24 protein-coding genes and 1 pseudogene are annotated in these 25,226 nt (G+C 35.8%); 21 read left to right on the plus strand and 4 right to left on the minus strand.

Annotated features, from left to right (window positions below):
- Positions 1-320: 320 nt before the first annotated feature.
- The 3 genes and pseudogenes from AC1TO6_RS15285 to AC1TO6_RS15295 form a co-directional block, all read right to left on the minus strand.
- On the minus strand, positions 321-788 hold the full coding sequence (locus tag AC1TO6_RS15285) for a DMT family transporter (RefSeq protein ID WP_482102485.1): 468 nt from the start codon (positions 786-788) through the stop codon (positions 321-323).
- Between the two features lie 10 nt (positions 789-798).
- On the minus strand, positions 799-1,227 hold the full coding sequence (locus AC1TO6_RS15290) for a DMT family transporter (protein ID WP_482102486.1): 429 nt from the start codon (positions 1,225-1,227) through the stop codon (positions 799-801).
- An 85-nt stretch (positions 1,228-1,312) separates the two neighbouring features.
- Positions 1,313-1,627 (minus strand): annotated as a pseudogene (locus AC1TO6_RS15295) (ArsR/SmtB family transcription factor).
- 870 nt (positions 1,628-2,497) lie between these two features.
- On the opposite strand from AC1TO6_RS15295, the gene AC1TO6_RS15300 reads away from it, so the two are divergent.
- The 7 genes from AC1TO6_RS15300 (at position 2,498) to AC1TO6_RS15330 (ending at position 10,547) form a co-directional block, all read left to right on the plus strand.
- Complete coding sequence (locus AC1TO6_RS15300; RefSeq protein ID WP_482102487.1) at positions 2,498-3,520, plus strand: LLM class flavin-dependent oxidoreductase; 1,023 nt, start codon at positions 2,498-2,500, stop codon at positions 3,518-3,520.
- A 167-nt stretch (positions 3,521-3,687) separates the two neighbouring features.
- Positions 3,688-4,638 (plus strand): nuclear transport factor 2 family protein, encoded by a 951-nt coding sequence (locus AC1TO6_RS15305; protein ID WP_482102488.1) that lies wholly within the window; start codon positions 3,688-3,690, stop codon positions 4,636-4,638.
- A gap of 110 nt (positions 4,639-4,748) precedes the next feature.
- The gene (locus AC1TO6_RS15310) at positions 4,749-5,768 is read left to right on the plus strand and encodes an LLM class flavin-dependent oxidoreductase (RefSeq protein ID WP_482102489.1); all 1,020 of its coding nucleotides are present in this window, start codon (positions 4,749-4,751) and stop codon (positions 5,766-5,768) included.
- Positions 5,769-6,547: 779 nt separating this feature from the next.
- Complete coding sequence (locus tag AC1TO6_RS15315) at positions 6,548-6,889, plus strand: ArsR/SmtB family transcription factor (RefSeq protein ID WP_482102490.1); 342 nt, start codon at positions 6,548-6,550, stop codon at positions 6,887-6,889.
- 133 nt (positions 6,890-7,022) lie between these two features.
- Entirely contained in the window at positions 7,023-7,361 is a 339-nt protein-coding gene (locus AC1TO6_RS15320; protein ID WP_482102491.1) for an LLM class flavin-dependent oxidoreductase, read from the plus strand.
- A gap of 12 nt (positions 7,362-7,373) precedes the next feature.
- On the plus strand, positions 7,374-7,655 hold the full coding sequence (locus AC1TO6_RS15325; protein WP_482102492.1) for a DUF2798 domain-containing protein: 282 nt from the start codon (positions 7,374-7,376) through the stop codon (positions 7,653-7,655).
- A gap of 1,329 nt (positions 7,656-8,984) precedes the next feature.
- On the plus strand, positions 8,985-10,547 hold the full coding sequence (locus AC1TO6_RS15330; protein WP_482102493.1) for an MFS transporter: 1,563 nt from the start codon (positions 8,985-8,987) through the stop codon (positions 10,545-10,547).
- A gap of 358 nt (positions 10,548-10,905) precedes the next feature.
- Here AC1TO6_RS15330 and AC1TO6_RS15335 read toward each other — a convergent pair whose 3' ends face one another.
- Positions 10,906-12,708, minus strand: a complete 1,803-nt coding sequence (locus AC1TO6_RS15335; protein ID WP_482102494.1) for a XylR N-terminal domain-containing protein — start codon at positions 12,706-12,708, stop codon at positions 10,906-10,908.
- A gap of 180 nt (positions 12,709-12,888) precedes the next feature.
- On the opposite strand from AC1TO6_RS15335, the gene AC1TO6_RS15340 reads away from it, so the two are divergent.
- From AC1TO6_RS15340 to AC1TO6_RS15405, 14 genes are all read left to right on the plus strand, one after another.
- A complete protein-coding gene (locus AC1TO6_RS15340; protein WP_482102495.1) occupies positions 12,889-13,752 on the plus strand; it encodes an alpha/beta fold hydrolase in 864 nt (287 codons plus the stop codon).
- Positions 13,753-13,765: 13 nt separating this feature from the next.
- A complete protein-coding gene (locus tag AC1TO6_RS15345; RefSeq protein ID WP_482102496.1) occupies positions 13,766-14,932 on the plus strand; it encodes an acyl-CoA dehydrogenase family protein in 1,167 nt (388 codons plus the stop codon).
- Positions 14,933-14,951: 19 nt separating this feature from the next.
- Positions 14,952-15,944, plus strand: coding sequence for a VOC family protein (locus AC1TO6_RS15350; RefSeq protein ID WP_482102497.1), 993 nt, complete (start codon positions 14,952-14,954; stop codon positions 15,942-15,944).
- A gap of 172 nt (positions 15,945-16,116) precedes the next feature.
- Positions 16,117-16,590 (plus strand): flavin reductase family protein, encoded by a 474-nt coding sequence (locus AC1TO6_RS15355; protein WP_482102498.1) that lies wholly within the window; start codon positions 16,117-16,119, stop codon positions 16,588-16,590.
- A gap of 13 nt (positions 16,591-16,603) precedes the next feature.
- The gene (locus AC1TO6_RS15360) at positions 16,604-17,395 is read left to right on the plus strand and encodes a 2-keto-4-pentenoate hydratase (RefSeq protein WP_482102499.1); all 792 of its coding nucleotides are present in this window, start codon (positions 16,604-16,606) and stop codon (positions 17,393-17,395) included.
- A complete protein-coding gene (locus AC1TO6_RS15365) occupies positions 17,392-18,285 on the plus strand; it encodes an acetaldehyde dehydrogenase (acetylating) (RefSeq protein ID WP_482102500.1) in 894 nt (297 codons plus the stop codon). The genes AC1TO6_RS15360 and AC1TO6_RS15365 overlap by 4 nt, the downstream gene beginning before the upstream one ends.
- Positions 18,233-19,285, plus strand: coding sequence for a 4-hydroxy-2-oxovalerate aldolase (gene dmpG, locus AC1TO6_RS15370; protein WP_482102501.1), 1,053 nt, complete (start codon positions 18,233-18,235; stop codon positions 19,283-19,285). The genes AC1TO6_RS15365 and dmpG overlap by 53 nt, the downstream gene beginning before the upstream one ends.
- A 20-nt stretch (positions 19,286-19,305) precedes the next feature.
- Positions 19,306-20,088: an adenylyltransferase/cytidyltransferase family protein gene (locus AC1TO6_RS15375; RefSeq protein WP_482102502.1), complete on the plus strand. Its 783-nt coding sequence runs from the start codon at positions 19,306-19,308 to the stop codon at positions 20,086-20,088.
- Positions 20,089-20,821: 733 nt separating this feature from the next.
- A complete protein-coding gene (locus AC1TO6_RS15380) occupies positions 20,822-21,502 on the plus strand; it encodes a CoA transferase subunit A (RefSeq protein WP_482102503.1) in 681 nt (226 codons plus the stop codon).
- Positions 21,495-22,172, plus strand: a complete 678-nt coding sequence (locus AC1TO6_RS15385) for a 3-oxoacid CoA-transferase subunit B (RefSeq protein WP_482102504.1) — start codon at positions 21,495-21,497, stop codon at positions 22,170-22,172. The genes AC1TO6_RS15380 and AC1TO6_RS15385 overlap by 8 nt, the downstream gene beginning before the upstream one ends.
- 14 nt (positions 22,173-22,186) lie before the next feature.
- Positions 22,187-22,381 carry a hypothetical protein gene (locus AC1TO6_RS15390; RefSeq protein ID WP_482102505.1) on the plus strand — a complete coding sequence of 65 codons (195 nt, stop codon included), beginning with the start codon at positions 22,187-22,189 and terminating at the stop codon, positions 22,379-22,381.
- A gap of 171 nt (positions 22,382-22,552) precedes the next feature.
- Positions 22,553-23,314, plus strand: a complete 762-nt coding sequence (gene fabG, locus AC1TO6_RS15395; protein ID WP_482102506.1) for a 3-oxoacyl-ACP reductase FabG — start codon at positions 22,553-22,555, stop codon at positions 23,312-23,314.
- A 230-nt stretch (positions 23,315-23,544) separates the two neighbouring features.
- Positions 23,545-23,745 (plus strand): hypothetical protein, encoded by a 201-nt coding sequence (locus AC1TO6_RS15400; RefSeq protein ID WP_482102507.1) that lies wholly within the window; start codon positions 23,545-23,547, stop codon positions 23,743-23,745.
- Between the two features lie 245 nt (positions 23,746-23,990).
- Complete coding sequence (locus AC1TO6_RS15405; protein ID WP_482102508.1) at positions 23,991-24,473, plus strand: nucleoside deaminase; 483 nt, start codon at positions 23,991-23,993, stop codon at positions 24,471-24,473.
- The last annotated feature ends 753 nt before the right edge of the window (positions 24,474-25,226 follow it).

Consider the following 25,226-nt stretch of genomic DNA (forward strand, 5'->3'; position numbering starts at 1 on the left):
CCGCACGACCATCAGTTTAAGAGATTCACTATATTTAACCAAAATAAAACACCCCAAAAGTTAGATTTTGACTCTAACTTTTGGGGTGCACATCAGGATGGTCGGTTTTTATATAGCCAGAATTGTGGTTTCAATGCTCTGTACAACTTATTCATTAGCATACTTCAACTGGAGCGGACACCGATTCGATTGAAGTATACTCGATAAGATTTTTGTTGTATATCGAAAATAATAAGACGCTAACATAAATTGGAGATGAAGATTCTGGAAAAAAAGCGACCATACTCTTCGTAATGGTTGGAGCACTTTAAATTAGTAAATTATTGTGCATTTGCTTCATCATTTGAGCGTTTATTTCCTTTATAAATAAAATAAAGAGCAATGATCATAAAAAGCAAAGCAAACCAACGCTTCATATCAAGAGGTAAAATCAAACTATTAAACCAACCAAAATGATCAATTACGATTCCAGTAAATAGTTGTCCGATGATAACAGCAATACTAGTTGCAATTACACCAATTCTTGGAACTGCCGTGACGTTAAAAAGTAAGAATAGTACTCCTAAAAATACAGCGCTTAACTGCCAAATAGGTACTTCAAAGATAGCGAATATATCACCTTGACCAAAGAAAAGAATAACTATAGCTAAAAACATTGAGCCAGTTACAAAGGTTAAAAATGTAGTTTCAATTGTTCCTGCTTTACGACTAAGTGTACCATTAATAGCTGATTGTGCGCTTAATGTGATACCACCAAGTAAAGTGAATAGAATCATAAATATACCCATTTTTTACCTCCTAGTTAACTAAAATAAGTGCTATTACCATTGAAATAACAGCAAATATTTTTTCCTTATTAATTCTGGCTTTCTTACTTCCGAGCCACCCAAAATGCTCAATAACCATACTCATTATTAATTGACCAATAATTACAGCAACCATAGTTATACCAACGCCAACAAATGGAACACTAATTACGATGGCTGTTAAATACACTGCTCCTAAAGCACCTCCAAGGAGTGTCCATTTCGGTGCTTCTACCACATGTGAAATCTTACCTTTACCAAAAAATAGCCATAATAACCCAAGAATAATTGCACCCACAAAAAAATTATAAAAACTGGTTTCGAGCTGACCAATTGTTTTGCCTAGTTCACCATAAATAGCTCCTTCAAAACTAAGGGCTACTCCTGCTAATAAAGCTAAAATATATGCAATGTAACGCATTATTTAACTCCTCCTAATTACTCTTTAAATTTATATATCTGGATTTATCGATATAAAAATGAAAAATAACGAAAATCTGCTTAACTTAGATTTCCATTTTAAAATATTCAGCTAACTGACGAATAGCTTCCTCATCTCTTCTATAATAAGTCCACTTACCATAACGAACAGATTCCAGCAAACCTGCTTTCTGCATCAAATTTAAGTAGTGAGATACCGTAGATTGAGAAGCTTTAGCTTTTACTTGTATGTCCCCAACACATACTCCGCCTTAATAACTAACCTCCTTTGGTAGGTGAGCGCCTTGTTTAGGGAAGGGCTTCTCTGGTTCTTTTAACCACTGTAAGATGTTAAGCCGAGTTTCGTTAGATAACACTTTAAATACATCCAACGGTTCCATAAGTAATATTATATCGACTTTTCCCGATATGTCAAATTTCAAATGAAAGAACAAAATAAAATTATAAAAATTTAGTACTATTGCGATTTTTATATATGAATTTGTGAAGAGATGTACTTAAACTAACGCACCATTTTTAAGAGTAAAAACAAAAAAAGTCTGATAGAAAGCACCTTTAATCATTTGTACATGAATGCGAAGTTAAGCGGTTAAAAACTTGACGTGGCGCTTATGTAGGTACGATCAGTCTGTATAGGCTGAAGCAGTATTTCATGTTTGTAGACGTTGAATACGATAAAAATTACTGTAGATAATGCTATCCGCGAAGTTATAAAGCAGCCATTTTTAGTATCTAAAAATACGATAAGTATGGTTGAAAAGCATACTATAGATATTGGTGGGTACTGGAATAAGGATAATTAAATAATATTAAAAACTCTAATTATTATTTAATCCATTTATCATAGAGATTTTTAAAAATATATAGCATTAATTCTAGATTTAAAGATAAAAGTGAATTTCTCTGAGCAATTTACTTTAATTAAATACTGAATATCGTTATATTGGGATATATAAATGTCTAGGGCGTACATTATATCACTTTACCCAAATATATTGCTAATTCACGATATACTAATCCATCATTCACACTATAATTGATTCCACCGTTCATCTGAAAAAGGAATTACTCCCATGGTTTTTTTGAAAATTAACATATCGGCAAGTCTGGATATATAGATTTTTGAAAATATAAATTGGATTAACAAGATATAGAGGTATATATAAACCTAGAATTTATGAATATTGGTACACGTAAAATTTAATTGCATAATTACCTATTTCATATTTAAAAACGAGGAGGAAAATATCATGTCAAATGAAAATACTGCAACAAAAAAACAACTAGGTTCTATTCCAATATCCATACTTGACTTGGCTACTGTCAGTGAGGGAAGTACACCAGCTGATTCTTTTCGGAACACGCTTGACTTGGCACAGCATGCTGAAGCGTGGGGGTACAATCGTTACTGGGTGGCAGAACATCACAATATGAAACCAATCGCAAGTTCGGCTACATCTGTTCTCCTAAGCCACATAGCAGCTGGAACATCGAAAATTCGACTTGGTTCTGGTGGAATTATGTTACCTAACCATGCTCCTTTAGTAATTGCAGAGCAATTTGGTACATTAGAATCCCTATATCCTAATCGTATTGATTTAGGATTGGGTCGCGCACCAGGTACTGACCAATTAACTGCTAGGGCAGTGAGAAGAGATAGGACTACTGAATTTCCTGAACAAGTAAATGAATTGTTGGGCTATTTTAATCCGGCTAAATTCGCTCCCAATAATCCAGTAAAAGCTAACCCAGGTGAGGGCCTTAAAATACCTGTATGGTTATTAGGTTCAAGTGATTACAGCGCACGTTTGGCAGCCCAATTAGGCCTTCCATTTTCATTTGCTGGTCACTTTTCTCCGTCCTACACATTCCCTGCAATTCAGGTATATAGAGAGAATTTTAGACCTTCAGATATATTAAAAGAACCATATGTCATGATGGGAATGAATCTAGCAGCAGCAGATACTGATGAAGAAGCGCAATTGTTGTTCTCTTCAACAGAACAACATTTTCTCGGACTTGTTCGTGGAAATCCGGTGCATATCCAACCAGCGAGAGATATGAGTACGGTTTGGAGCGAACCTGAAAAACAAGCTGTCTATCAATCAATAAGTGGAAGTATTGTAGGTAGCCCTGAAACAGTTAAAGGACAACTTGAAAAATTCATTGATAATGCTCAAGTAGATGAAATTATGCTGACTTCTTATATCTTTAATCATGAGGATCGTCTAAAATCATATGAAATTATTAGCGAGTTTATAAATAAAAATTGAAAAGCGAAAAAAACATTCAGTGGGGGTTTATCTACATTGAATGTTCGTTCGACTAATTGATTGTTTGACTTTCAGTTGACCCCACTTATTCATTTTGTTTTCCACAGTTTGGAAGTGGGGGATTACTGCTAGTTAATGTGGGATAAAATTCTAGGGGTGAATGTATAATGAGTACTCATAATCAAATCACGAAACTATCAAATCGAAAAGAAATTAGCGAGGTCTTTTCTCAGTTTGCAAAATCATATGAATCTGGTGACTTTTCATCAATAAAAAATTTATTTTTAAAAGATGCAAACGCAAGTTTTAGTAATCACGGAAATTTCGAAGGTCGAGATGCAATTGTAGAAGGTTTATCCAGTTCGTCGATCCTTGTTGATGTAGCTCGCCATTATATAACGAACGAATATATTGCGGTAACAGCAGGCATGGGTCAGCAAAGTGCATATCTTACGGGAATACTGGCAGATGATCTTGGAGATAAATTAGACCCAAGTTGGTATAGTGGTCATTATGCTAATACCTATCAGCAAACGGATGAAGGCTGGAAAATTGCAAATATACGTTTTGAATTAGATTGGAAAATCGGAAGTAATTTAAGGATAAAGGAATGGGAAGAACCAAGAGATACGCTAGGTTGGAATCCAAATGTGAATTTACCTCATATTATTAGTGGTCTTGATGCACCATGGCATGTTATACCTCATTCTGAAGAGGAAGATTCTGATGAAGTTCAGATTTTAGATGTTTTTACCCGCTATACTTGGGCCGTTGATCAGTGGGATGTTAGCCTGTTGAGTGATATTTTAACAGACGATATCGCTACAGATGTAGTTCCGTTTGGTGAAGTAACTGGACGTCGGGAATTTATAACGACACTTCAGGTGTTTCGAACTGGGCGTGTGAATCTTCATCACGTGATTGGTGATTATCAGATTGAAGTTAACGGGGATAAAGCTACATTGCAAGTATATCGTTTAGTTCCATACAATGTATCAAAAGAAATGCTTGACAAGAATATTTATGGTGCGACTTATAATTGTTCACTACGTCGAGAAGAAGGTGTGTGGAAACTCGAAAGATTCACCTATTCAGAAGGAGAATTGTTTGAAATTTAGTTGTAGGGTGACAATCACTAGTACTAAAAATCTTAAATTTCTAGTCACCTAATTTGTTTTCATATGCAGTAAATTCAACTATCTACTATAAATGAAAGAAGGAATTAATCTTGAAAAACATTTCTCTATCTGTTTTAGATCCGTCATCGATTATAGAAGGAGGATCAGCAAAAGAAGCTTTGGAAAGCACATTAGATTTAGCTAAGAATGTTGAAGAGTTTGGATATAAAAGGTATTGGCTAACAGAACATCATAATTGGGCTGGAATGGCGAGCTCTGCATCATCACTAGTTATCGGACGAGTTGCTTCTGTTACGAACTCAATCCGAGTTGGATCAGCAGCGACCTTATTGTCTCATTACTCTGCTTTATCTGTTGCGGAACAATTTGGAGTATTAGCATCCTATTTTCCCGACAGAATTGATTTGGGATTGGGACGTGCGCCTGGAACGGATCGTAATACTGCTCATGTGTTAAATCCTCAGACAGCAAACGGCCCTCAGTATATAGACAAAGTTAAAGAACTGTATAGCTATTTACATGGTTCTGGAACGATTACTCAGGATGGCATGTTTGAGTTCCATGCTATACCTGGTGAGAATACGAAAGTTCCAATCTGGTTACATGGTTCAGGGACTTATAGTGCGCAACTGGCCGGGCAATTAGGATTACCATTCTCATTTGCGAGTCACTTTGCACCAGACAACATCATGGAGGCTTTGGAAACATATAGAAGTAACTTTCAACCTTCAGATACTTTAGATAAACCCCATGTTATCGTGGCTGTAAGTGCTTTTGTAGCAGAAACGATGGAAGAAGCTTCCGAACTATCATCTTCTTTATTTCAAAAGTATTTATTCGAAGCACGCGGTAAACCTAGACCACTTCAACCTCCAGTGAGTATGGATAAATTGTGGAATCAAGGGTGGAGTGGACGGGAGAGGGCGTCTGTAAAATCCCAACTATCCGAAGCAATTATTGGAGATAGACAAACAGTTAAAAAAAGATTTGAAGATTTAATACGCCGTACATCTGCTGATGAAGTACTAGTACAAGCAGAAGTATATGATCAAAAAGCACGTATCAGATCTTATGAAATTTTATCAGAACTATTTCAACTTCAAAAATAGTATAAATCAATTTCGTAATAGAGAATTTAGTACGAATATCCGAACAAAGTTGATTTACGCTTCAAGTGGACGCTTTCCGCGGACATGGCTTCAATCACCTCGTCACCACATTCCTGCGGGGCTTTCAGCTCGTGCCGTTCCAGCTGGAGTCGCTATCTTCCGCTTAAATCAACGAAACTAGAACATATTGACGAATGATTCAATGTGTTTATAAAAGAATGTTTATGTATTTTATCGAAATAAGTAATTAAGAAATTGACCCGTATCAGTAAGAAATTAAGGTGGGGATAGCAGATACAAAATAGATTCATTATCAGCGTATTTAAGTTTGGCTTCATGTTAATTTTTAATAACTAGATCATATTAAGCTATGTCTTTAGTCGAATAGGGAAAAGTTAAAAGTCGATCTAAAATATTGGCTTTTTTGTTTCTATATATGTTGAAAAATATTTTTCCAAGGAACGAACAAGTTAAATTAGTTGACAATATTAAAAGTAAGTTTTAACATTTATATATCGAGAAATTGCGATATTAAATTTACTCCGTGCTTACAAAATCAGATAGTGTAGATCCGGAAAAGGTATTGTCACAAGTCATAAATCATAAATCCATCTGAAAACGAATGGCAATATTACCTATTTTCGATTTTTTAAAACTGAAAATGCTCCTTTAACTTGTTAAAAGAAGCTGTTAATGAATCATGTTCTTTTTCATTGGCTGCTTTGCGAACAAATTTCACTTGAAAGGAGTGGCTCATATCTAAAAAAGGAGACTGAGAAATGATGGAAGAACAACAAATAATTAATGATGAAAAATTAGTAGATATGTTTAAAGCATTATCAAATGCAACTAGGTTGAAAATTATACAAATGCTAAAAAAACCTGAAGAAAACTTCCCTCCCCAAGCCCATATCCAGAAGAGTGATAACTTTCCGGGAGGAGTGTGTGTAGGGGATATTCGCGATAAAGTTGGTCTAGGACAGTCGACGACCTCTCAATATTTATCATTGTTACAGAAAAGTGGTCTTTTAGAGACGAAACGAATTGGCCAATGGACCTATTACCGTAGAAATGAAGATATGATTAAACAATTAGAAAGTTTTATTGGTAAAAATCTGTAAAGAAATAGGGGGGATGAGATGAGATAAGATGAGTTATAAACATCACAAGGCATTTAACCGGATGTATCAAAAAGATAAAATGACTCTTTGATTTACAACACCCTTCGAACCGATGACAAATAAGCTTCCAAAAATGAAGAATACAGTGGAACTCGCTCGTAAAATAGAGCATTCTGTATTTTTAGCAATCTGGTTAAGAGACGTTTCAATGCAAGATTTAGAATCTGATGACCATGGTCAAGTATATGATCGATGGGTTTATTATACTTACCTTGCTGCTCGTACAAAGCATATTGCAATAGGAACATCAAGTGTTGTACTTCCGTTGCGTCATCCCGTTCGAGTGGTAAAAGAAGCAACTTCTATTGACCGGTTGTTTCCGGATAGACTTAATATGGGGGTTGCTTCGATGGATTGTAAAAAGGGTTTTACTGCTTACGTTTTGGTGTTGAGCCTAAAATTATTTTATTAAAGGGTGGAAAAAATGAATATTAATGTTAAATACAAACCTATTATTTTTGCATTTTTAATGGCCTTTAGTCTGTCCTTTTTTATTTCATTTATATTAATCTCAATAAATAGAGGTTATAATAATACATTTTTAACTTCATGGTTAAAAACTTGGTTACAGGCTTTTATTTTCGCTTTCTTTGGAGCTTATTTTTTTCCGAGAGTAATACAAAAAATAATGAGGAAAATTATTTTTGTAGAAAAACCACTAAAAATTGAGAATGATTTTTTAGAGAGTGAACAAAACAAAAGATAAAGAGAAATAGAGTTTAAAAATGTAAGGCATTTTTACTAGTATCAAATCTGATAAACTGTCGTTGAGCTGCTAAAATTCTACGTTTTTGCAATTTCGACATTCACATTAAGCAACAATGATTAACGACAAGTTTGCGACGGGCAAACGGTTTTGTTAGTCTATAAGTATATTCTTTAAATGAAGTCACTGTTTTCATCAACTAGTGAAAGTCGTTACACTTTTTGCATATGCAGAAAGAGATTCGGCACAAATTTTCAGCCTTTGTATTCCTTTACGGGAGATTTGCACAAATTGATTAGGTCAGGCTACTTAAAAAAGACGAGACATTTACGAAGTAAAATTGAAAAGTATAGTTGGTAGGATAAATCGACATAGATTATCAAATATTTAATAAAGTACAAAAGTTGATCGACCAATTTGGCTATGAAATAAAGTTTGGTAATTCATAAATAAGTCTATCAAGTTTGATTGAAAATCCTGTGTTTTTGTGCAGGATTTTTTCTTGTTTAGCAATCGTTGTATAGTGCAAAATAGAAGTACATCGTTTTGCAAACAGATAAGGCGTTGCAACTTTACCTAGAGTGCGAGCATGGTAATCATGCTCGTAGAGGCTCCATGTCAAGTTGCAACATTATGTACTAATCATTGCACCACCCTGTATTCCAACACCATTTCCTTCTCCCTGGCTGAATCCCAATATATAAATCTCACCACATCAATTGGTTACTTTTCCACCGCGTATTCAATAGATTTTTCTATTACATTTATAGTCCCTTCACACACATCCATTGAAAGTTGGTCAGACAGACAGTTTACTTGAACTGAAAAGAAACCTGCAAACCTGTCTATTCAGCGGCTTTGATACCTTCACACAGGCTATTTTCTGCCGCCGAGCCGAACAACAAAGGGAAGTAGAAAACTGAACTGGGAAGCTTAATTTTTCTCATCGAGCAACAATTTTTCGAAGAAGAGGTGAGCCATTTCGATGATTTAACGTACAATCCGTTGTTTATTGATTACAAATAATACCTGCAAAATTATGGTTTATCGCTATCTTTTAATTCTACATTATTTTTTTATTTTGGTAACAACTGACAACTGAATATTCTATTTATCATATCTGCACCAAAAACGACAATATTTCACAAATTCAAGTATATTCTGAAAAGAATAAAAATAGCTTTTTTTAATGTGATTCTCGATAAAATAAGAGATAGATTTTTATTTTTTGTATTGCTATGATATTTTAAACCTTAAGAACTTTAAATCCAGCTGGAGGTGTGGGAGGTAAGAAGGTGATGAAAACTATAGAAAACGGAGGAATGTAAAATGAAAATAAAATCCCCATGGGTAATATTTCTGATCTTATTAAGTGGGATTTTTATTACCTTGGAAGCTGCCACTATGGCTAGTCCAGCATTGCCATATATTAGCTCCCATTTTGGCATAAGTGTCTCGAATGCTAGTATAATTACAGTTGCTTATTATATTACAGCAATTTCTTTTGCCCCTTTATTAGGAAGACTAGGAGATCAAAAAGGGCGTAAAAAAATTATCGTGGTTGGACTTACAATATTTTCTGTTTCAGAATTTTTAGCTGCCTTTAGTCCAAATTTTTATGTATTTTTATTTGCAAGGTTATTACAAGGAATTGGGTACGCTTGTATTTTTTCAAATGTATTCGCTTACATTCCTGAATTATTTGAAGAAAGAAAGCAAGGGAAAGCGATTGGGATTTTTATGTTAATTACGTATATTGGAACTGGAACGGGCGGAATTATTGCAGGGTTACTAATTGATAATTTTGGTTGGAATGCTATTTTCATTTTTAGTGGTAGTCTATCGCTAATGGGACTTGTTTTAATTAGCATCTTTATACCGAACGTTAAATACAACAGAAAAGTATCCATTGATTTTTCAGGTGGTATTTTATTTTTGTTAACGATTACTACGATTATTTCTTTACCGTTAGTTATTAATAATTTTGGTTCGACTTCATTAATAACAATTAGTTTAGTTGTGCTAGCTGCTGTACTTCTAAGTACTTTAGTAATGGTTGAAAGAAAAGCGACTGCACCCGTGATTGATTTTAATGTGCTGAAAATAAAAGGGATTTCAATTTCAGCTATTTTGATCACATTCAAGAATATTACGATGATTAGTATTATTTATTCATTGACATTTTATGCGTCGACAAAAGTAGGATGGTCTGCAGTTGAAGTAGGTTTGATCACAACGATGAATTATTCAGTAGGAGCCATTATTTCACCGATTGTAGGGCAACTTTTAGATCGTTATCGCCCGATTTATTTAATATTTCTTGCCTTAGCTTCAGCATTAGTTGGGGCAGCTATATTTACGACTGTGACGATTGAATCTACGTTACTTCATTTACTTATTGTTGTGTTCTTTATTGGGTTTTGTTCAGGATGTTTAGATGCTTCCTTAATGAAAGTTGTTATTAATGATGCGCCGTCAAATAAAAAAGGGGTTGGAGCAGGTACGTTTGGGATGTTTAAAGATTTAGGTATTCCATTAGGTTCTACGTTTGGATTAGCACTATTTGGTTCATCTCAAGCTTCTCAACTCGACTCGAATATTCAGAGTTTGGCGATTGATGCAGGTGTAGATAGTTCGCAAGTTGGAGAGGTAATAGAAGCTAGCAAAACAGGCGTTATTTCAGACGAATTGCAACAAGTGTTGAATGGCTTAGGGGTTCAGTTAGATGAATTATTTACACAAGCACAAGCTTTGAGTACATCTTCAGCAATTCAAACGGTTGGTTTTGTGAATATAACAATCTTAATTGTTCTTATTATTATAAGCTTCGGTTTAGTTGCTAAAAAATCTAAAAAAGTTACCTCGAGTGATATAGTAATTGATAAAATTTAGTAAATAGTAAAGCATGGAGAAATGTAAGCGGGGTAACATAGAAATAAGACATTTATTAATTAAATAGTTATCATTAATTCTAAAACGTGATTCGTGTTTCAAGCGGATTGCGTTTTTTTGTTGGAAACTATAAAATCTTAAACTGTAGAAATTTTTTAAAGTAGAGATTTTACGTCTAGACTCTATCGCTTAATTGCGGCAGGTATGAGTCACTCCAGCAGAGAGGCGTTTTTTGACTCACAGCCGGTCTGTCTTATGTCTGCCGCCTTTGACCAAGGGATTTGCGCTTTTGTTCATGTATTTAAAAATAGGTACTCTACATATCAAAGCACGTTCCCGTACGACTTCTATTCTATTATTAATCAAAAGATGATGAATCAAAATTGATTTCATTTAATAAAATAAGCGATTCAAAAAGTAATAATAAGTATGCCGTGGTTGTGGAGTCATTCAAATTCTTTCCAAGTATTTCTTCTGATTTTTGTATCCGATATTTAATACCACCTATGGAAAGTGATAAATCATTTCCAGTCTTTTTAAGATTCCCGTTATTTTTCAAATAGATAAAGATTGTATACAATAATTCACGCATTTTAGGGTCAGGATTTAATAATTCTTTCAATTCATCTTGCGCAGTTCTCTTTAGTTTTTCTAAATCCAAATTTTCAAGTAAGGGTCCTAAAAAACCTAAGCTAGCATAATAAATAATTGTATCGGGACGAGGTAAATTCATTGCTTGTTCTGCTTCTATTACACTTGTATTAAAGTTTTCAAAACCATTGAAAACATTGCTAATACCAACTTTGTATTTCGTGGTATTATTTGACTTTTTTAACTCATTCATAAATTGTTGAATTTTTTTTTGGAGAATAGTTATATTTGAAATGGAATACGCGAAAATAATAAAATGATTGTCTTTTAGACTTACTAGTCCGGATAATTGACAAAGCTTTAATAGTTTAGCTATATGAAGTAATTGTTGATAAGGATCAAGTGGTTTACCTTCGTTAACGGTACTATTATATTTTAATGAAATCGTGACAAAATCATTCTCAATTTTCGGTTCAATATACTTTGAGTGTGTAATTAATTCTGTTGAATTTTTAAATTGATTATAAAGTAATTGATCCAAAAAAGTGATTTTTAAACGTTCCGTAGTTTCAAAACTTACTTTTTCATTTAAAAAACATAGACTTATCACAACTGCTAAACGTTCTAGAAAAAGATAATCATTCTGATCCATCACATTATCAACATATAAAAAAGAACATGTTGCAAAAATATTCTGGTCTAAATAGATTGGTGTAGTTAATATATTGAAATCATTAACTTCAAGAATCGTGGTCTTTTTTATTTTTTGAAAGTGTGATTGATATTGTATAGTCAATTTACTAATTTCATCGTTAGTAGCTTCTTTAAAGAGAATGGTTCCATTCGTATCTGTAATGAAAATAGGGATTTCCAATATATTAAAAGCTGTTTTAAGCACCTTTTGAATGTCATTTTGTTGGGCGACACTTTCAGTAAGCTTACTATGATAGTTTGTCACTTTGACTAATAATTTTTTTTGCTCGAGCAATTTGTCGTACGTAATTTCTAATTCATCAATAATTTTTTGATCGTCATAAATTGCAAGACTCTCTCCGTGTTCTTCCCAATACTTTCTTGTGTTTACTTCGAAAGTACATTGACTATCTTTTTTTGATCTACAAGTAATTTCTTTAACAAATATTTCTTGGTTATGAATTGTTGATAAAAAACCGCTAGCAAATCCACTTAGTGTATAGCATGCACATTCCGCAGAGTGACTGTGGTGAGTTAAATGTAAGGCCACTTCGAAAGAATCGTACCAAGTACCGTGTACAGTATCTAGTGTACCGTCCGATTTAAGTACTGATGTGCCGATTGTAGTTACATTAGTAACATGTCCCAGTGCAACATGGATGAGTGTTGCTTGTTTTAGCAGGGTTTTAACATTAGTAGTCGATGCTAAAAGTTTTTTTGCTTTTTCTGCCCCTATATCTCTACCGAATCTTAATAGAAAACGTTTAGCTTTCTGCTGTCCCAAGTTTTCTATTAATGCTTTCCTAAGAAATCCAAATGCTTCAGAAGTAACTACTAAATCTGATGTCCCTAATTTGGGTAAAATTAATGAATTCAATTAAGTTGCCTCCCTAAAATAAAATGAAAACGTTTTGTTCATAATATAGGTCTTGTTTTAAAAAATCAATAATAAGTATTGTAATTTTTAGAATTTACAATAAAAAAGGATATTGTTTACTTTTCTCTTGTTTAGTATTCTTGTAATGAGCACGATATTCAAAAAAAGGAGGAACAAGAAATGGTCCAATATGAAATTAAACAATTACGTACAGAAGGTTTTAATACGGTTTATTGTCATGCAGGAGAGAAACATTCAGAAGCAATTATTTTTTTACACGGTTCAGGTCCTGGAGCAAATGGTGAAACGAACTGGAAGAATGCTTTAGAGATCTTAGGAGAAAAATATCATGTAATTGCTCCGGATTTTGTAGGTTTTGGGAATACAGAACTTCCTGAAAATACAAATCTAACATTCTGGCAATGGACTACACTCCGTGTCAAACAAGTATTAGCCCTAATGGATCATCACAATATTGATAAAGCCCACTTAGTAGGGAACTCTATGGGAGGGGTTATCTCTTTAAATGCCATTATGCATGATTCTTCAAGATTTGACAAAATTGTTTTAATGGGTAGCGGCGGTGGAACTACAAAAGGAGCAACACCAGAAATTGTTCGGATGAAGAACTTCTTCAATAATCCAACGATTGAAGCATTTCGTAATCTAATTACTTGGTTTTTATATGATGAAGCTGTACTAAAAGATACCTTAGATGAAATTGTTGAAAGTCGTTATGCCAATTTAATGCGTCCGGGCGTAGCAGAATTGTATCCCACATTATTCCCGGCCAATCCAGCGGAGTTATTAATTCCACCAAGTGCGCTAAGACGTATTAAGCAAGACATTCTGTTAATTCACGGATATGAAGATCAATTCGTTCCAAAAGAAAGTAGCTTGAGTTTAGTGGAACATTTGCCCAATGCAGAGTTAGTCTTACTTAAACAATGTGGACACTGGGTGCAAATTGAGAAATCAGAGCGGTTTATTCAGTTAGTTGAACAATTTTTGGGAACGAAAGAACGTGTAACAACACTTGCTTAAGGGGGGAGGACAGATGACAGTCAAAGTAAAAAAGGAGCAAGGTTATAATGAAATTATAGCTAATGCTAAACGAGTAGGTTTAATTGCTGAAGAGGAAGCTACACAAGCAGATGAAAATTCAACGATTTCACAAAATGTAATTGATGCAATCGTAGAAGGTGAATTAAACCGATTAATTTTACCAAAAGAGTATGGTTACCCTCAAATTGACTTTAAAACATTTACCGATATGGTGAAAACAATAGGATATCATAACTTATCGGCAGCATGGTTAACTTATTTTTATTCTTTACACAATTCTTGGGTTTCCTATCTACCTAAACATAGAATGGATGAAATTGTAGAAGATGGAGGTCTATCGGCAGATATATTTGCGCCTGTCGGTAAAGTAGTGCGCGTAGAAGGCGGATTCTTGCTATCTGGTCAATGGGATTTTGTAAGCGGTGTCAATTATTCAACGTGGATTTCTCTTGGCGCAATGTATAAAGCCGAAGGTGAATCTGTTCCAGAGCGTTTAGGCTTATGCATGAGAGTTTCCGAATTGCAAGTCATTAAAAATTGGGATTCATTAGGTCTCCGCGGTTCGGGAAGTAATACAGTAATAGCTGACAATATATTTGTACCAGATGATATGGTACTACGTTTCCCGGAAATCATAGCTAATCGTAAGCCAAATAATTCGAGTATTGATGAAGATTATCTTTATTATAATGTGTCATTCTTTCCTGCATTTTATGTCGGATTCCCAGCAATGGCTCTTGGTGCGGCTGAACGAGTATTACACGAGTTTAAAGAACGTACAAAAAAACGTGTTCGATTTGATGGTACAAATGAGGGGCAATCGCCTAAGGGCCAACGTGTATTAGCCGAATTGACTTTGAAATATAAATCTGCATTGGGATTGATGGATGAATATATTCGAATGCTTAAGACAGATGAAGGACAGTTTGGTCCGGCAGAATACAATGGGATAAGAGTTAGAATTGTTCAAGATTGCGTTGATATTGCAGTTAAAGCGATTTTAACGATAGGAGCAAGTGGTTTAGCAAAAGGAAATACTATGGAAATTATGATGCGCGACTTAATTGGAATTGGTACGCATATTACATCATTATATGAAGATGGTATTTATAATTATGGAAAGCATTTATTTGATGTTCCAACAACAGTATTAGGATGATAAAGGGGGAAAATAGGTAATGGGGAAATTTGATATTTTACCAGAAATTGCTAAATTAGGTCATATTGCAATTGTTTCAAGTGATTTAGAAAAATCGTTATGGTTTTTTAAAGAAGTAATTGGCTTAGAAGAAACGATTGAAGTAGATGGAGTCCATTATTTACGTGCTTGGGGAGATTTTGAGCATCATACGTTATCTTTGACTAGTGGTGCAGAATCGAGAGTCGATCATATTTCTTGGAAAGCAAAGCGCCGTGAAGATGTCGATAATTTCGCTGTACTTTTAAAAGATGCAGGCGTTGCAGTGGAAAAGATTGCAGCAGGTGTTGAAACAGGTCAAGGAGAGGCAATTCGCTTCCAATTACCTAGCGGACATAACTTTGAAATTTATTTTGATATGGATAAACCAGAGGTAACAGATTTAACTCGAAAATCAATTTTAAAAAATCAGACGTATAAAGCATGGGCAAAAGGTGTATCACCTCGTCGAGTTGATCACGTAAATATTGCTACTAATTTACCTGATACTCGAGTAATTACAGATTTCTTAATTGAAAAATTAGGGTTTAAAATTCGAGAATATATTAAAGCACCGAATGATGCACAATCATCTGCCTGGTTAAGTGTGACCAATTTAGTGCATGACATAGCTGTTATGGCTGATCCTGAATTGGATACAACACATGAATTACACCACATCTCCTATTGGTCAGATAACGCCCAAGATATCCTAAGAGCAGCGGACATTTTAGCGGAGCAAGGAATTAAATTTATAGGACCTGGCAAACACGGCATATCTCAAGCAATGTATATATATGTCGAAGATCCAGGGAGTGGTGTTCGTGTAGAACTATTTTCGAATGGTTACTTAATTTTTGAACCAGATTGGGAGCCAATCGAATGGACGCTCGAAGAAATGGCGGTTGGATATACTTTTTGGGGTCAGCAAGCAGGTATGGGAAAGCGAACAACTATTAATGCCGGTCCTGCCAGAGAAACTGTAAGTAACTAGTATATATGTCGAACAAATAAATAGCTATATCATTCTGCTGATAGTGTGTTGATAAGGGGGAGCCGAAGTTAGAAGACTGGCATTCACCTAGCTTCTCAGGGAGGCTTCCCCCAAACGCTAATGCGAATTAAAAATCTTAATTTCAATCTATTATAGAAAGGTTTGATTATGAATGGACGATTTATTATTCCGCTCAGCTATGGGTAAATTCGCAACTGGAATCACGGTGTTAACGACTATACATGGAGGATCTCCTTATGGGATGACCGCAAATGCATTTATGTCAGTGTCGCTAGATCCGAAGCTTGTCGTCATTTCGGTTGGTCATAAAGCAAAATTTTTAGAAAAGGTGAAGGCATCTAATAAATTTGCGGTCAATATTTTAGCAGAAGATCAAGAACATTATTCACGTATTTTTGCAGGGCAGCAAAAAGGCGATGTAGAGTTTAATTCATTAGCGAATATACCAGTCCTAGAAGGTTCTTTAGGACAAATAGCGTGTGAAGTTGTCTCGCAGCATGTTGAGGGCGATCATACACTTCTCATTGGTAAAGTTATTGATATTCAGTTAGAAGAAAAGGAGCCACTTCTTTTCTATAAAGGAAAATATAGGAGGTTAGCGAGTAGAGAAACAATTGAACAATAAGGAGGTGTCAGGAATGAATATTCAAGAAGCTGCGGAAATGCTTTTAAAAGCTGAACGAACAAAAACGCCAATTGCACCTTTCACATCATCGACGGAAGAAATTTCAGTTAATGATGCGTATGCAATTCAGCTTTATCAAGTTCAACAAAAGTTAGATCAGGGCTCGATTGTAAAAGGATTGAAAGTTGGGTTAACGAGTAAAGCAATGCAAGAAATGTTAAATGTACATACACCAGATTATGGATTCATTTTAGATACGATGGTGTATGAGGAAGACAAGCCTATATCTACAACACAGTTTATTCTGCCAAGAGTAGAATTTGAAATAGCATTTGTTTTGAAAAAAGATTTAAAAGGTCCCAATGTGACAGTCGAAGATGTAGTGAATGCAACGGATTATGTCGTTCCAGCAATGGAAATTATCGACAGTCGTATTGCAGATTGGGAAATTCAATTTGAAGATACAGTTGCTGATAATGGTTCTTCAGCTGGAGCTATTATAGGAAGTCAACGAACAACTTTAAAAGATATTGATTTAGCGAATGTTGTTATGAACGCTTATAAAAATGATGAACTAATCGACACAGCGAAAGGATCAGCAGTATTACATAACCCAATTAATGCTGTCGTATGGCTAGCAAATGAGGTTGGAAAATACGATGTAACATTACAAGCAGGTATGTTCATATTGTCTGGTGCGCTTTCTAAGGCAGTTCAATTTGCTAGTGGAGATTCCTTTGTAGCGGATTTTGGTTCACTAGGAAAAGTGAGTTTATCGTTTCAAGATGTGGAGGTGAAAAGTTGAGTAAGATGAAGGTTGGAATTATTGGTTCGGGAAATATTGGAACAGATTTAATGTATAAAATAGAACGCAGTCCGCTTTTAGAAATGAATGTGATGGTTGGCATTGACCCGGAATCAGATGGGCTAAAGCGTGCCGAAGACCGTGGTTATACTACGATTCATACTGGAATCGATGGCCTGGCAGAAAATTTGGATTTAGTCGATATTGTGTTTGATGCGACAAGTGCTTACGCACACGAGAAAAATAGCGAAATTTTAGTGCGTGCGGGAAAAAAGGTCATTGATTTAACGCCAGCAGCGATTGGTCCTTTTACTGTCCCACCTGTAAACTTAAAAGCTAATCTTGAAAAGGACAATGTCAATATGGTCACATGTGGTGGACAAGCTACCATTCCGATTATTCATGCAATCAATCGTGTTGCTCCAGTGAAATATGCAGAAATTGTTGCGACCATTGCGAGTAAAAGCGCTGGTCCTGGGACACGTGCGAACATTGATGAGTTTACGAGTACAACTTCGAGAGCTATCGAAGTGGTTGGTGGCGCAAAGAAGGGTAAAGCGATTATTATTCTTAATCCAGCTGAACCGCCGATTATTATGCGTGATGCGATTCATGTTTTACTCGAAGAAGAAGGTAACAAAGAGTTGATTTTAGATTCGATTGAACAGATGGTGGACGAAGTGAAGAAGTACGTCCCTGGTTATGCTCTTCGTGGGGAACCTCAATTTGTAGGAAAGAAAATTTCAGTTTTCGTAGAGGTTACCGGTGCTGCCGATTATTTACCTGCTTATGCTGGTAATTTAGATATTATGACTGCAGCGGCTGTCCAAGTAGCGAATGAAATGGCTACTCATATGCAGCAAGCGAAGGAGGGGCAGCTCATTGAATAAATCATTTGAAATTTTAGATGTATCGTTGCGTGATGGAAGCCACGCGGTTCGTCATTCGTTTACGGAACAACAAGTACGGACTGTTGCCAAAGGACTAAATGCAGCGGGAGTTCATTACTTTGAAGTATCTCATGGAGATGGACTAGGTGGTTCGTCCTTACAATATGGCTTATCAAAAGTAGATGAATTGAAATTAATTGAAGCCGCAGTAGAAGAATGTACAAACTCTGAAATTTCTGTATTACTTATTCCGGGTATAGGGACAAAAGAAGATTTACAAGAAGCAGTGAAGGTCGGCGCTAAAATGGTTCGTGTGGCAACACATGTAACAGAAGCCGACGTAGCTGCACAGCATATTTATTTAGGTCGTGAACTCGGTTTAAAAACAGTTGGTTTTTTAATGATGGCGCATATGACTTCAGTGGAAAAAGTAGTAGAACAAGCAAAATTGTTCGAAAGTTATGGTGCGGAAATTGTTTATGTCACGGATTCAGCTGGTGCAATGTTACCGCAAGATGTTACCGCAAAAATCACCGCTTTAAAACAAGGTTTACAATGTGAAGTTGGTTTTCATGGACACAATAATTTGTCGATGGCGATGGCAAATACGATTGCGGCGGTTGAAGCAGGAGCCACGTACATTGACGGAAGCTTACGCGCACTTGGAGCAGGGGCTGGAAACACCCAAACGGAAGTGATGGTAGCCGTTCTTGAAAAGCTTGGTTACAAAACTGACATTGATCTTAATAAAATTATTGATGTAGCGAACGAACAAGTAGCCCCATTTATGCAACATCCACAAGAAATTACAGGGTCAGGTCTAGTACTAGGTTATTCAGGTGTATATTCTAGTTTCTTATTACATGCTCAAACGGCAGCGAAACGTTTTGGTGTCGATGAACGAGACATTTTAGTGGAATTAGGCCGAATGAAGACGGTTGGGGGCCAAGAAGATTTAATTTATGAAGTAGCACAAAGATTAAGGGAAATAACCGTCTAATATGGAGGGGGTAAAATGATATGCAAGTTATTTATGTAAATCAGGAGAATATCCAAGCGCTTCACTCGAATTCTCCATGTTCCGCGATGGCACTTGGGTATTTTGATGGCGTACATCTTGGCCATCGTAAATTGATAGAGATGGCGAAAGAAATTACTATTAACAAGGAAGATAAGGAGATGGCCTTATCTGTATTATCATTTTTCCCTCATCCGAAAAGCGTTTTATCACCATCGATGGAAATGAAGTATTTGGAACCATTAGACGAAAGAATTAGTAAGATGAATGCACTCGGAGTCGATATTTACTACATTGTTAAATTTGATCAGGATTTTGCTCGTATCGAGCCCGATGCTTTTATAAAGGACTACGTTATAGGATTAGGAGCGAATCATATTGTTTGCGGATTTGATTACCATTATGGAGCGAAAGCTAGAGGAACGGTCTGTACTTTGAAAGAATATGAAGAGATTGGAATAGATGTAACCGTTTTGGCTGAACAGAAAGTGAAGAACAATAAGATTAGTTCCACGATTATACGTGAATGTTTAGAAAGCGGAAAAGTGCATGAGATACCTAAATATTTAGGCGGGTATTATAAAACGAGGTATTGCTTGAAAAACGGTTTTGATCAATATTATATGGTACCAGCGCCGGGGAAATATAAAGTTTTAATAGAAATGCCATTGAAGAAAATTGAGTCTAACGTTATTGTAACAGCTGACTACAAATTACAATTTGATAGTTCCTTGTCTAATTCAAGTGAAAGCTTCAAAGTTTTATGGCTAGAAAATATAAGTTAATAAACTGTTATAAAAGCTTTAGGAATACTTTTTAAGGTTTTTGTAACTACTTAGGCAGACCCTTATAGAAGGTAAATCATTATTCGAGTATCTTGCTCTACCAAACTAATATCAATAGGCATACAGACATCCTGAATAAACCGCCTTCAAAACAGCGAGATCAGTAAATGCATCTTTCCCGACGAGTTCTGTGGTTGTCGTTTTGTCTCTTTCGAGAGACTTTTATTTTTGTACCCAGGATTAGTTAATGTGCCTGGATCTTAAAATGCCGGAGTTGTTTTAGGGCCAGTTAGCCTATCATTAAATGCAATCAAGATCTACTTTAACGTTCAACGGTCTCCTATCTTAACCTAGTAAAAGATAGGAGAATTTTACCTTCAGAGACAACTTATACACTTCCAGGCATTATAGAATTCTTACATCTATTAACCGTTTTTTCATGTAATTGTAATTCTCCCTGTAATTGTTCATCTCCTATATTAAAGATAGTTATACCAACTGTCATGCCATCTTTAAGAAATATCCACAAATAAAATCAAGCCTTTATATAGAAGCGGTTGAACAATTGAAAATAGAACTAATAGCACGAGTCGGTGAACCGAAAACTCATTCCAAAGGATTGCGAAAGTATTACAAGTAAATCCATTAACTATCATCCAAAAGCTGAAAAAAGTTGGAAGGTGGATAACTAAATGAAAATAAGAATAGAACAGTCTTGGGAAGGAGAATAAAGTTGGAAAAACTACTAAAAGTAAATGAGTTTTTGGATTTTATCAAAGACGGGGATAAATTACTAGTTGGGGGATTCGGGATGTCCGGCACTCCATTGACTCTAATAGATGGAATAGCAGCATCATCATTAAAAGACCTCACTGTTGTAAGTAATAATTTAGGGGAAATTAGTAAAGGGTTAGGGATTCTTTTGAAAGATAAGAAATTGAAGAAAGCAATCGGGAGTTATTTTACGACAAATCGTGATGCAGTTCAAGCTTGGTCCGAAGGTGAATTAGAAATCGAATTGATTCCACAAGGTACTTTAGCAGAAGCTGTTAGGTGTGGTGGCGCTGGAATCGGTGGCTTTTATACAAAGACAGCTGTCGGGACGAAATTAGCTGAAGGAAAAGAAGAAAAAGTAATTGATGGGGAAAGATACATCTTAGAAAAAGCGATTAAAGGTGATGTTTCCCTAATTAAGGCACATAAAGCGGATCGATTGGGCAATTTGGTTTACGACCATACAGGTAGGAATTTTAATCCATTAATGGCTACTGCTAGTAAAGTCGTCATCGTGGAAGTCGATGAAATTGTTGAGAACGGCACTCTATTACCATCAGAAATAGTAACACCTCATGTTTATGTGGATTATATTGTGTTGAATAAATATGTTAAAAAAGGTGGTGTTTTCGTTGAATAAGTCTGACCGTATAAAAATTGCAAAACGCGTAGTTCAGGAGCTAGATGAAGGACAAGTTGTAAATCTTGGTGTAGGAATTCCAACGCTCATCCCAGATTATTTGGGAGATAAACATCTTGTATTACAGTCAGAGAATGGATTGCTTGGTATGGGACCAACACCGCCCGCTGAAGAGAAAAATATGGATTTAATAAGTGCGAGTAAAGACCCTGTAACAATGGAAATCGGTGCCTCTTTATTTGATAGTTCGAGCTCATTCGCAATGATTAGAGGTGGCCATATAGACGTTGCTGTATTAGGAGTTTTACAAGTTAGTCAGTCTGGAGAAATTGCGAATTGGGCAGTTCCAGGTCAAACGATCTTAGGTGTAGGCGGTGCAATGGATTTAGTTGCAGGCGCAAAAAGAATCATTATAGCAACTTCTCATTTATCTAAAAAAGGTGAAGCCAAGTTGGTTAAGGAACTTACTTTTCCAACGAGTGGAATACGCAAAGCGGACTTAGTCGTGACAGAACATGCAGTATTTAAGTTTGAAAAAGACAGCATGAAGCTTGTTGAAATATTGTCTGATATAACAATTGAAGAACTGAAGGAAAGAACGGATGCTATCTTTGAATTTGATTCGGAAATGCATGTGGAAGAAATGATGGCGCATACATCGTTCTCATGATGTCAGAAGAGAAAATGAACGAATATGAATTGAAACCAAAAGCGAAAACTATTGCCCAAGCAGTGAGTTGTGTATCTCCTGAAGTTATGGGGATTCACCCAGTTACTTCAATGAAAACAGAGCATTCGATTGAGCTTGCAAATATCGAAGAACAAGGTGTATCTTTTGATGAAATATTTCCATATATAAGCAGGGAATCTTACAAATAACTCATCGAAACTGGCAATCTGAACAGCGGTGTAATTGCTCTCGGACAGTCGATTGGACTTATTGATGAAATAAAAAGTGTCGCTGCAATTATGGAAGAAATCGTAGGAGATTATAAATGTCGTTTGCTTCATTTATCTGATAAAAAATAATGAAGAAGTAGGTGTTAATGTTTGACTAGTTTTGACAATCAAATTGCTGTTATTACTGGAGCAGGAAGAGGTATAGGTAAAGAAATTGCAAAAGAATTAGGTCTTACCGGAGCACTCGTTTGTCTCTTGGATTCAGACACATCCGCATTAAATGAGGCTTGTAATGAATTTACAGAACTACATATTTCTTTTGAAAAGTTTAATGTAGATATTACAAATGAAGATGATGTTGCGAAAGTATTTAATTCCATAAAAGAAACTCATGAAAAGGTAGACATTTTAGTTAATAACGCTGGAATCATCCGAGATAATTTGATATATAAAATGAGTACGAATGATTGGGAGCAAGTGATGGATGTCCATTTGAAAGGGGCTTTCCTTTGCAGTAAATACGTTCAAGAAATCATGGTGAAAAACGCTTACGGTCGTATTGTAAATTTATCCTCGGCATCCGCTTTAGGAAATCGAGGACAAGCAAATTACGCAGCTGCGAAAGCCGGGATTCAAGGGTTTACAAAAACATTGGCATTGGAACTTGGTCGATATAATATTACCGTTAACGCGGTTGCCCCGGGATTCATCGCGACGGAGATGACGAAATCTGTTGCCGAAAGAAATGGCATTAACTTTGAACAATTAACAGAAGAAAAAAGCAGACAGATACCTGTGAAACGTGTAGGATTACCAAAGGATGTCGCTCACGCAGTCTGTTTCTTTGCAAGCAAAGAAGCTTCTTTTGTATCAGGTCAAGTACTATATGTTGCGGGCGGTCCAAAAGCATAAAGGGGAAGTTATGAAAATATTTAATATTGCTCAAATACCAGGGGATAGAATCGGTCCAGAAGTCGTTTGTACGATTGGACCTTTCCCTATAACCTCTTGTCCTTTCTGTTCATACAAAAATAGATGTGATTTCAAGATTGTCCAGACTAAAATAGTTTGGGCTTTTTTGATTCTTCCGGTTGAAACTTTTATTATAGAAGGAACAGATTAGATCGGAAGAGGTGGTAAATATGGCGAAAATGATACCATTCAAAACTAGACAGCAATTAGAAACAGAAAAGGCAGTTAAAGTAATGTGTGAGTGGGAAACCCACTTAGAATGGGAAGAAGCAAATTGGTACAATGTAGTAAATAGAGAAACGAAGGAAGAACAGATTTTACAGCAAGAGGAAATTGAATGGTTGAATGAATGGGTAGGACGAACTTACTGAAGGTCTTCACAAGTGGAGAGAGATTCAAGTAAAACGGTATTAGGTGCTACAGTAGGTCTTAAATTTTTCATAAAGGAATTATTAATTTTAAATGAAGAAGATAATCTGTTTTAAAAAAACAAATTATATATACTTGCCAAATACATATGAATTTGATTGACTTTTAATAGGATCAGTCTTCCGCAAACAGGTCATGTTTATGGAATATTGATGAAAAAATAAAAAAGGACGAGGAGGATACAATTATGATAAGTGATTCAGATTTGAAGCACCTGCGACGTTGTGTTGAATTAGCAAAAACTGCATTGGAGAAAGGTGACGAGCCATTTGGTTCAGTACTTGTCTCAGCCAACGGAGAGGTGCTTGTAGAAGACCATAACCACGTTGCGGGTGGGGACCATACTCAACACCCAGAATTTGCTTTGGCGCGATGGGCAACCAGTAACATGACACCTGAAGAAAGGAGCAAAGCGACAGTATATACCTCTGGTGAACATTGCCCTATGTGTGCTGCAGCCCATGGTTGGGTTGGTTTAGGTCGGATCGTTTATGCAAGTTCGTCTGAACAGTTGGTACAATGGTTGAATGAAATGGGGGTTACTCCATCGCGCGTTCGAAATCTTCCCATTCATGATGTTATTCGTGATACCACAATAGAGGGCCCTGTTCCTGAACTAGCGGAGCAAGTTCGTCAACTCCATCGTCAGTTTTACGCAAGGAGACGTTGAATATATCGGGCCCTGTTGTTTAAAACTGTCATAGTATCAGTTTCCCACTGCACTAAAGTAATAGGGAAGTGGGAGTTATCACGTTGGATAAGAAGAATGAATCATCCCATTCCTATCCGAAAACGAAACGGCTAAGAACTATGTATGGAAGCGGAGCAGAATAGGGGAATGGATGCTCAGAAAAACTGAATTTTTCACCTTGGTATAATGCTATAGAAGTTACTTGGGGATAATTTAGATGGATAAAAAGTATTTGAAGGAATTATCAGAGCAGCAGTAGGGGCAGTAAAGGGGTTTCCAAATGCCGAAATGGCCGTGAAGGTTGCTGAGGGGGCCGTCCACATAATCTTTTCCCGGGAAATCGCACATAGCGACAAGAAACGCGCGTGCTGTTAATTTTACTCACACACTAAAAATACTAAACCTAACTTTCACAATTACTTTTTAAAAATGATTTGCTACTCCCACGAGTAGCTTTTTTATTTACATGATTTTAGTTCATAATCGGATATAACAAATTTTTGTGATTCCTAAAATGGAATACTTCTTTTAGAACATTTGTTTCTTAAAGTTTATAAATCCGTTCGTGAAGTTACTAGTATATTAGTGAACGTTCGAAAAGTGATGTTATATATACGAACGAGATTCTTTAATGTATTTCATTTCAATAAACCTGTTTGTAAAGATGTACTTTTTCGAACGCTTTTAGTCTCTTTGATCAGCAATCCATCTCAAAAATTGACTAGGTAGTTT

The sequence above is a fragment of the Sporosarcina sp. Y352 genome, from assembly GCF_056786535.1.

What these genes read in the sequence shown, in the direction of transcription:
- AC1TO6_RS15285 (WP_482102485.1), bottom strand. Translation starts at nt 788, where the DNA reads ATGGGTATATTTATGATTCTATTCACTTTACTTGGTGGTATCACATTA.
- AC1TO6_RS15290 (WP_482102486.1), bottom strand. Translation starts at nt 1,227, where the DNA reads ATGCGTTACATTGCATATATTTTAGCTTTATTAGCAGGAGTAGCCCTT.
- AC1TO6_RS15300 (WP_482102487.1), top strand. Translation starts at nt 2,498, where the DNA reads ATGTCAAATGAAAATACTGCAACAAAAAAACAACTAGGTTCTATTCCA.
- AC1TO6_RS15305 (WP_482102488.1), top strand. Translation starts at nt 3,688, where the DNA reads ATGAGTACTCATAATCAAATCACGAAACTATCAAATCGAAAAGAAATT.
- AC1TO6_RS15315 (WP_482102490.1), top strand. Translation starts at nt 6,548, where the DNA reads ATGATGGAAGAACAACAAATAATTAATGATGAAAAATTAGTAGATATG.
- AC1TO6_RS15320 (WP_482102491.1), top strand. Translation starts at nt 7,023, where the DNA reads ATGAAGAATACAGTGGAACTCGCTCGTAAAATAGAGCATTCTGTATTT.
- AC1TO6_RS15325 (WP_482102492.1), top strand. Translation starts at nt 7,374, where the DNA reads ATGAATATTAATGTTAAATACAAACCTATTATTTTTGCATTTTTAATG.
- AC1TO6_RS15330 (WP_482102493.1), top strand. Translation starts at nt 8,985, where the DNA reads ATGAAAATAAAATCCCCATGGGTAATATTTCTGATCTTATTAAGTGGG.
- AC1TO6_RS15340 (WP_482102495.1), top strand. Translation starts at nt 12,889, where the DNA reads ATGGTCCAATATGAAATTAAACAATTACGTACAGAAGGTTTTAATACG.
- AC1TO6_RS15345 (WP_482102496.1), top strand. Translation starts at nt 13,766, where the DNA reads ATGACAGTCAAAGTAAAAAAGGAGCAAGGTTATAATGAAATTATAGCT.
- AC1TO6_RS15350 (WP_482102497.1), top strand. Translation starts at nt 14,952, where the DNA reads ATGGGGAAATTTGATATTTTACCAGAAATTGCTAAATTAGGTCATATT.
- AC1TO6_RS15355 (WP_482102498.1), top strand. Translation starts at nt 16,117, where the DNA reads ATGGACGATTTATTATTCCGCTCAGCTATGGGTAAATTCGCAACTGGA.
- AC1TO6_RS15360 (WP_482102499.1), top strand. Translation starts at nt 16,604, where the DNA reads ATGAATATTCAAGAAGCTGCGGAAATGCTTTTAAAAGCTGAACGAACA.
- dmpG (WP_482102501.1), top strand. Translation starts at nt 18,233, where the DNA reads ATGAAATGGCTACTCATATGCAGCAAGCGAAGGAGGGGCAGCTCATTG.
- AC1TO6_RS15375 (WP_482102502.1), top strand. Translation starts at nt 19,306, where the DNA reads ATGCAAGTTATTTATGTAAATCAGGAGAATATCCAAGCGCTTCACTCG.
- AC1TO6_RS15390 (WP_482102505.1), top strand. Translation starts at nt 22,187, where the DNA reads ATGAACGAATATGAATTGAAACCAAAAGCGAAAACTATTGCCCAAGCA.
- AC1TO6_RS15400 (WP_482102507.1), top strand. Translation starts at nt 23,545, where the DNA reads ATGGCGAAAATGATACCATTCAAAACTAGACAGCAATTAGAAACAGAA.
- AC1TO6_RS15405 (WP_482102508.1), top strand. Translation starts at nt 23,991, where the DNA reads ATGATAAGTGATTCAGATTTGAAGCACCTGCGACGTTGTGTTGAATTA.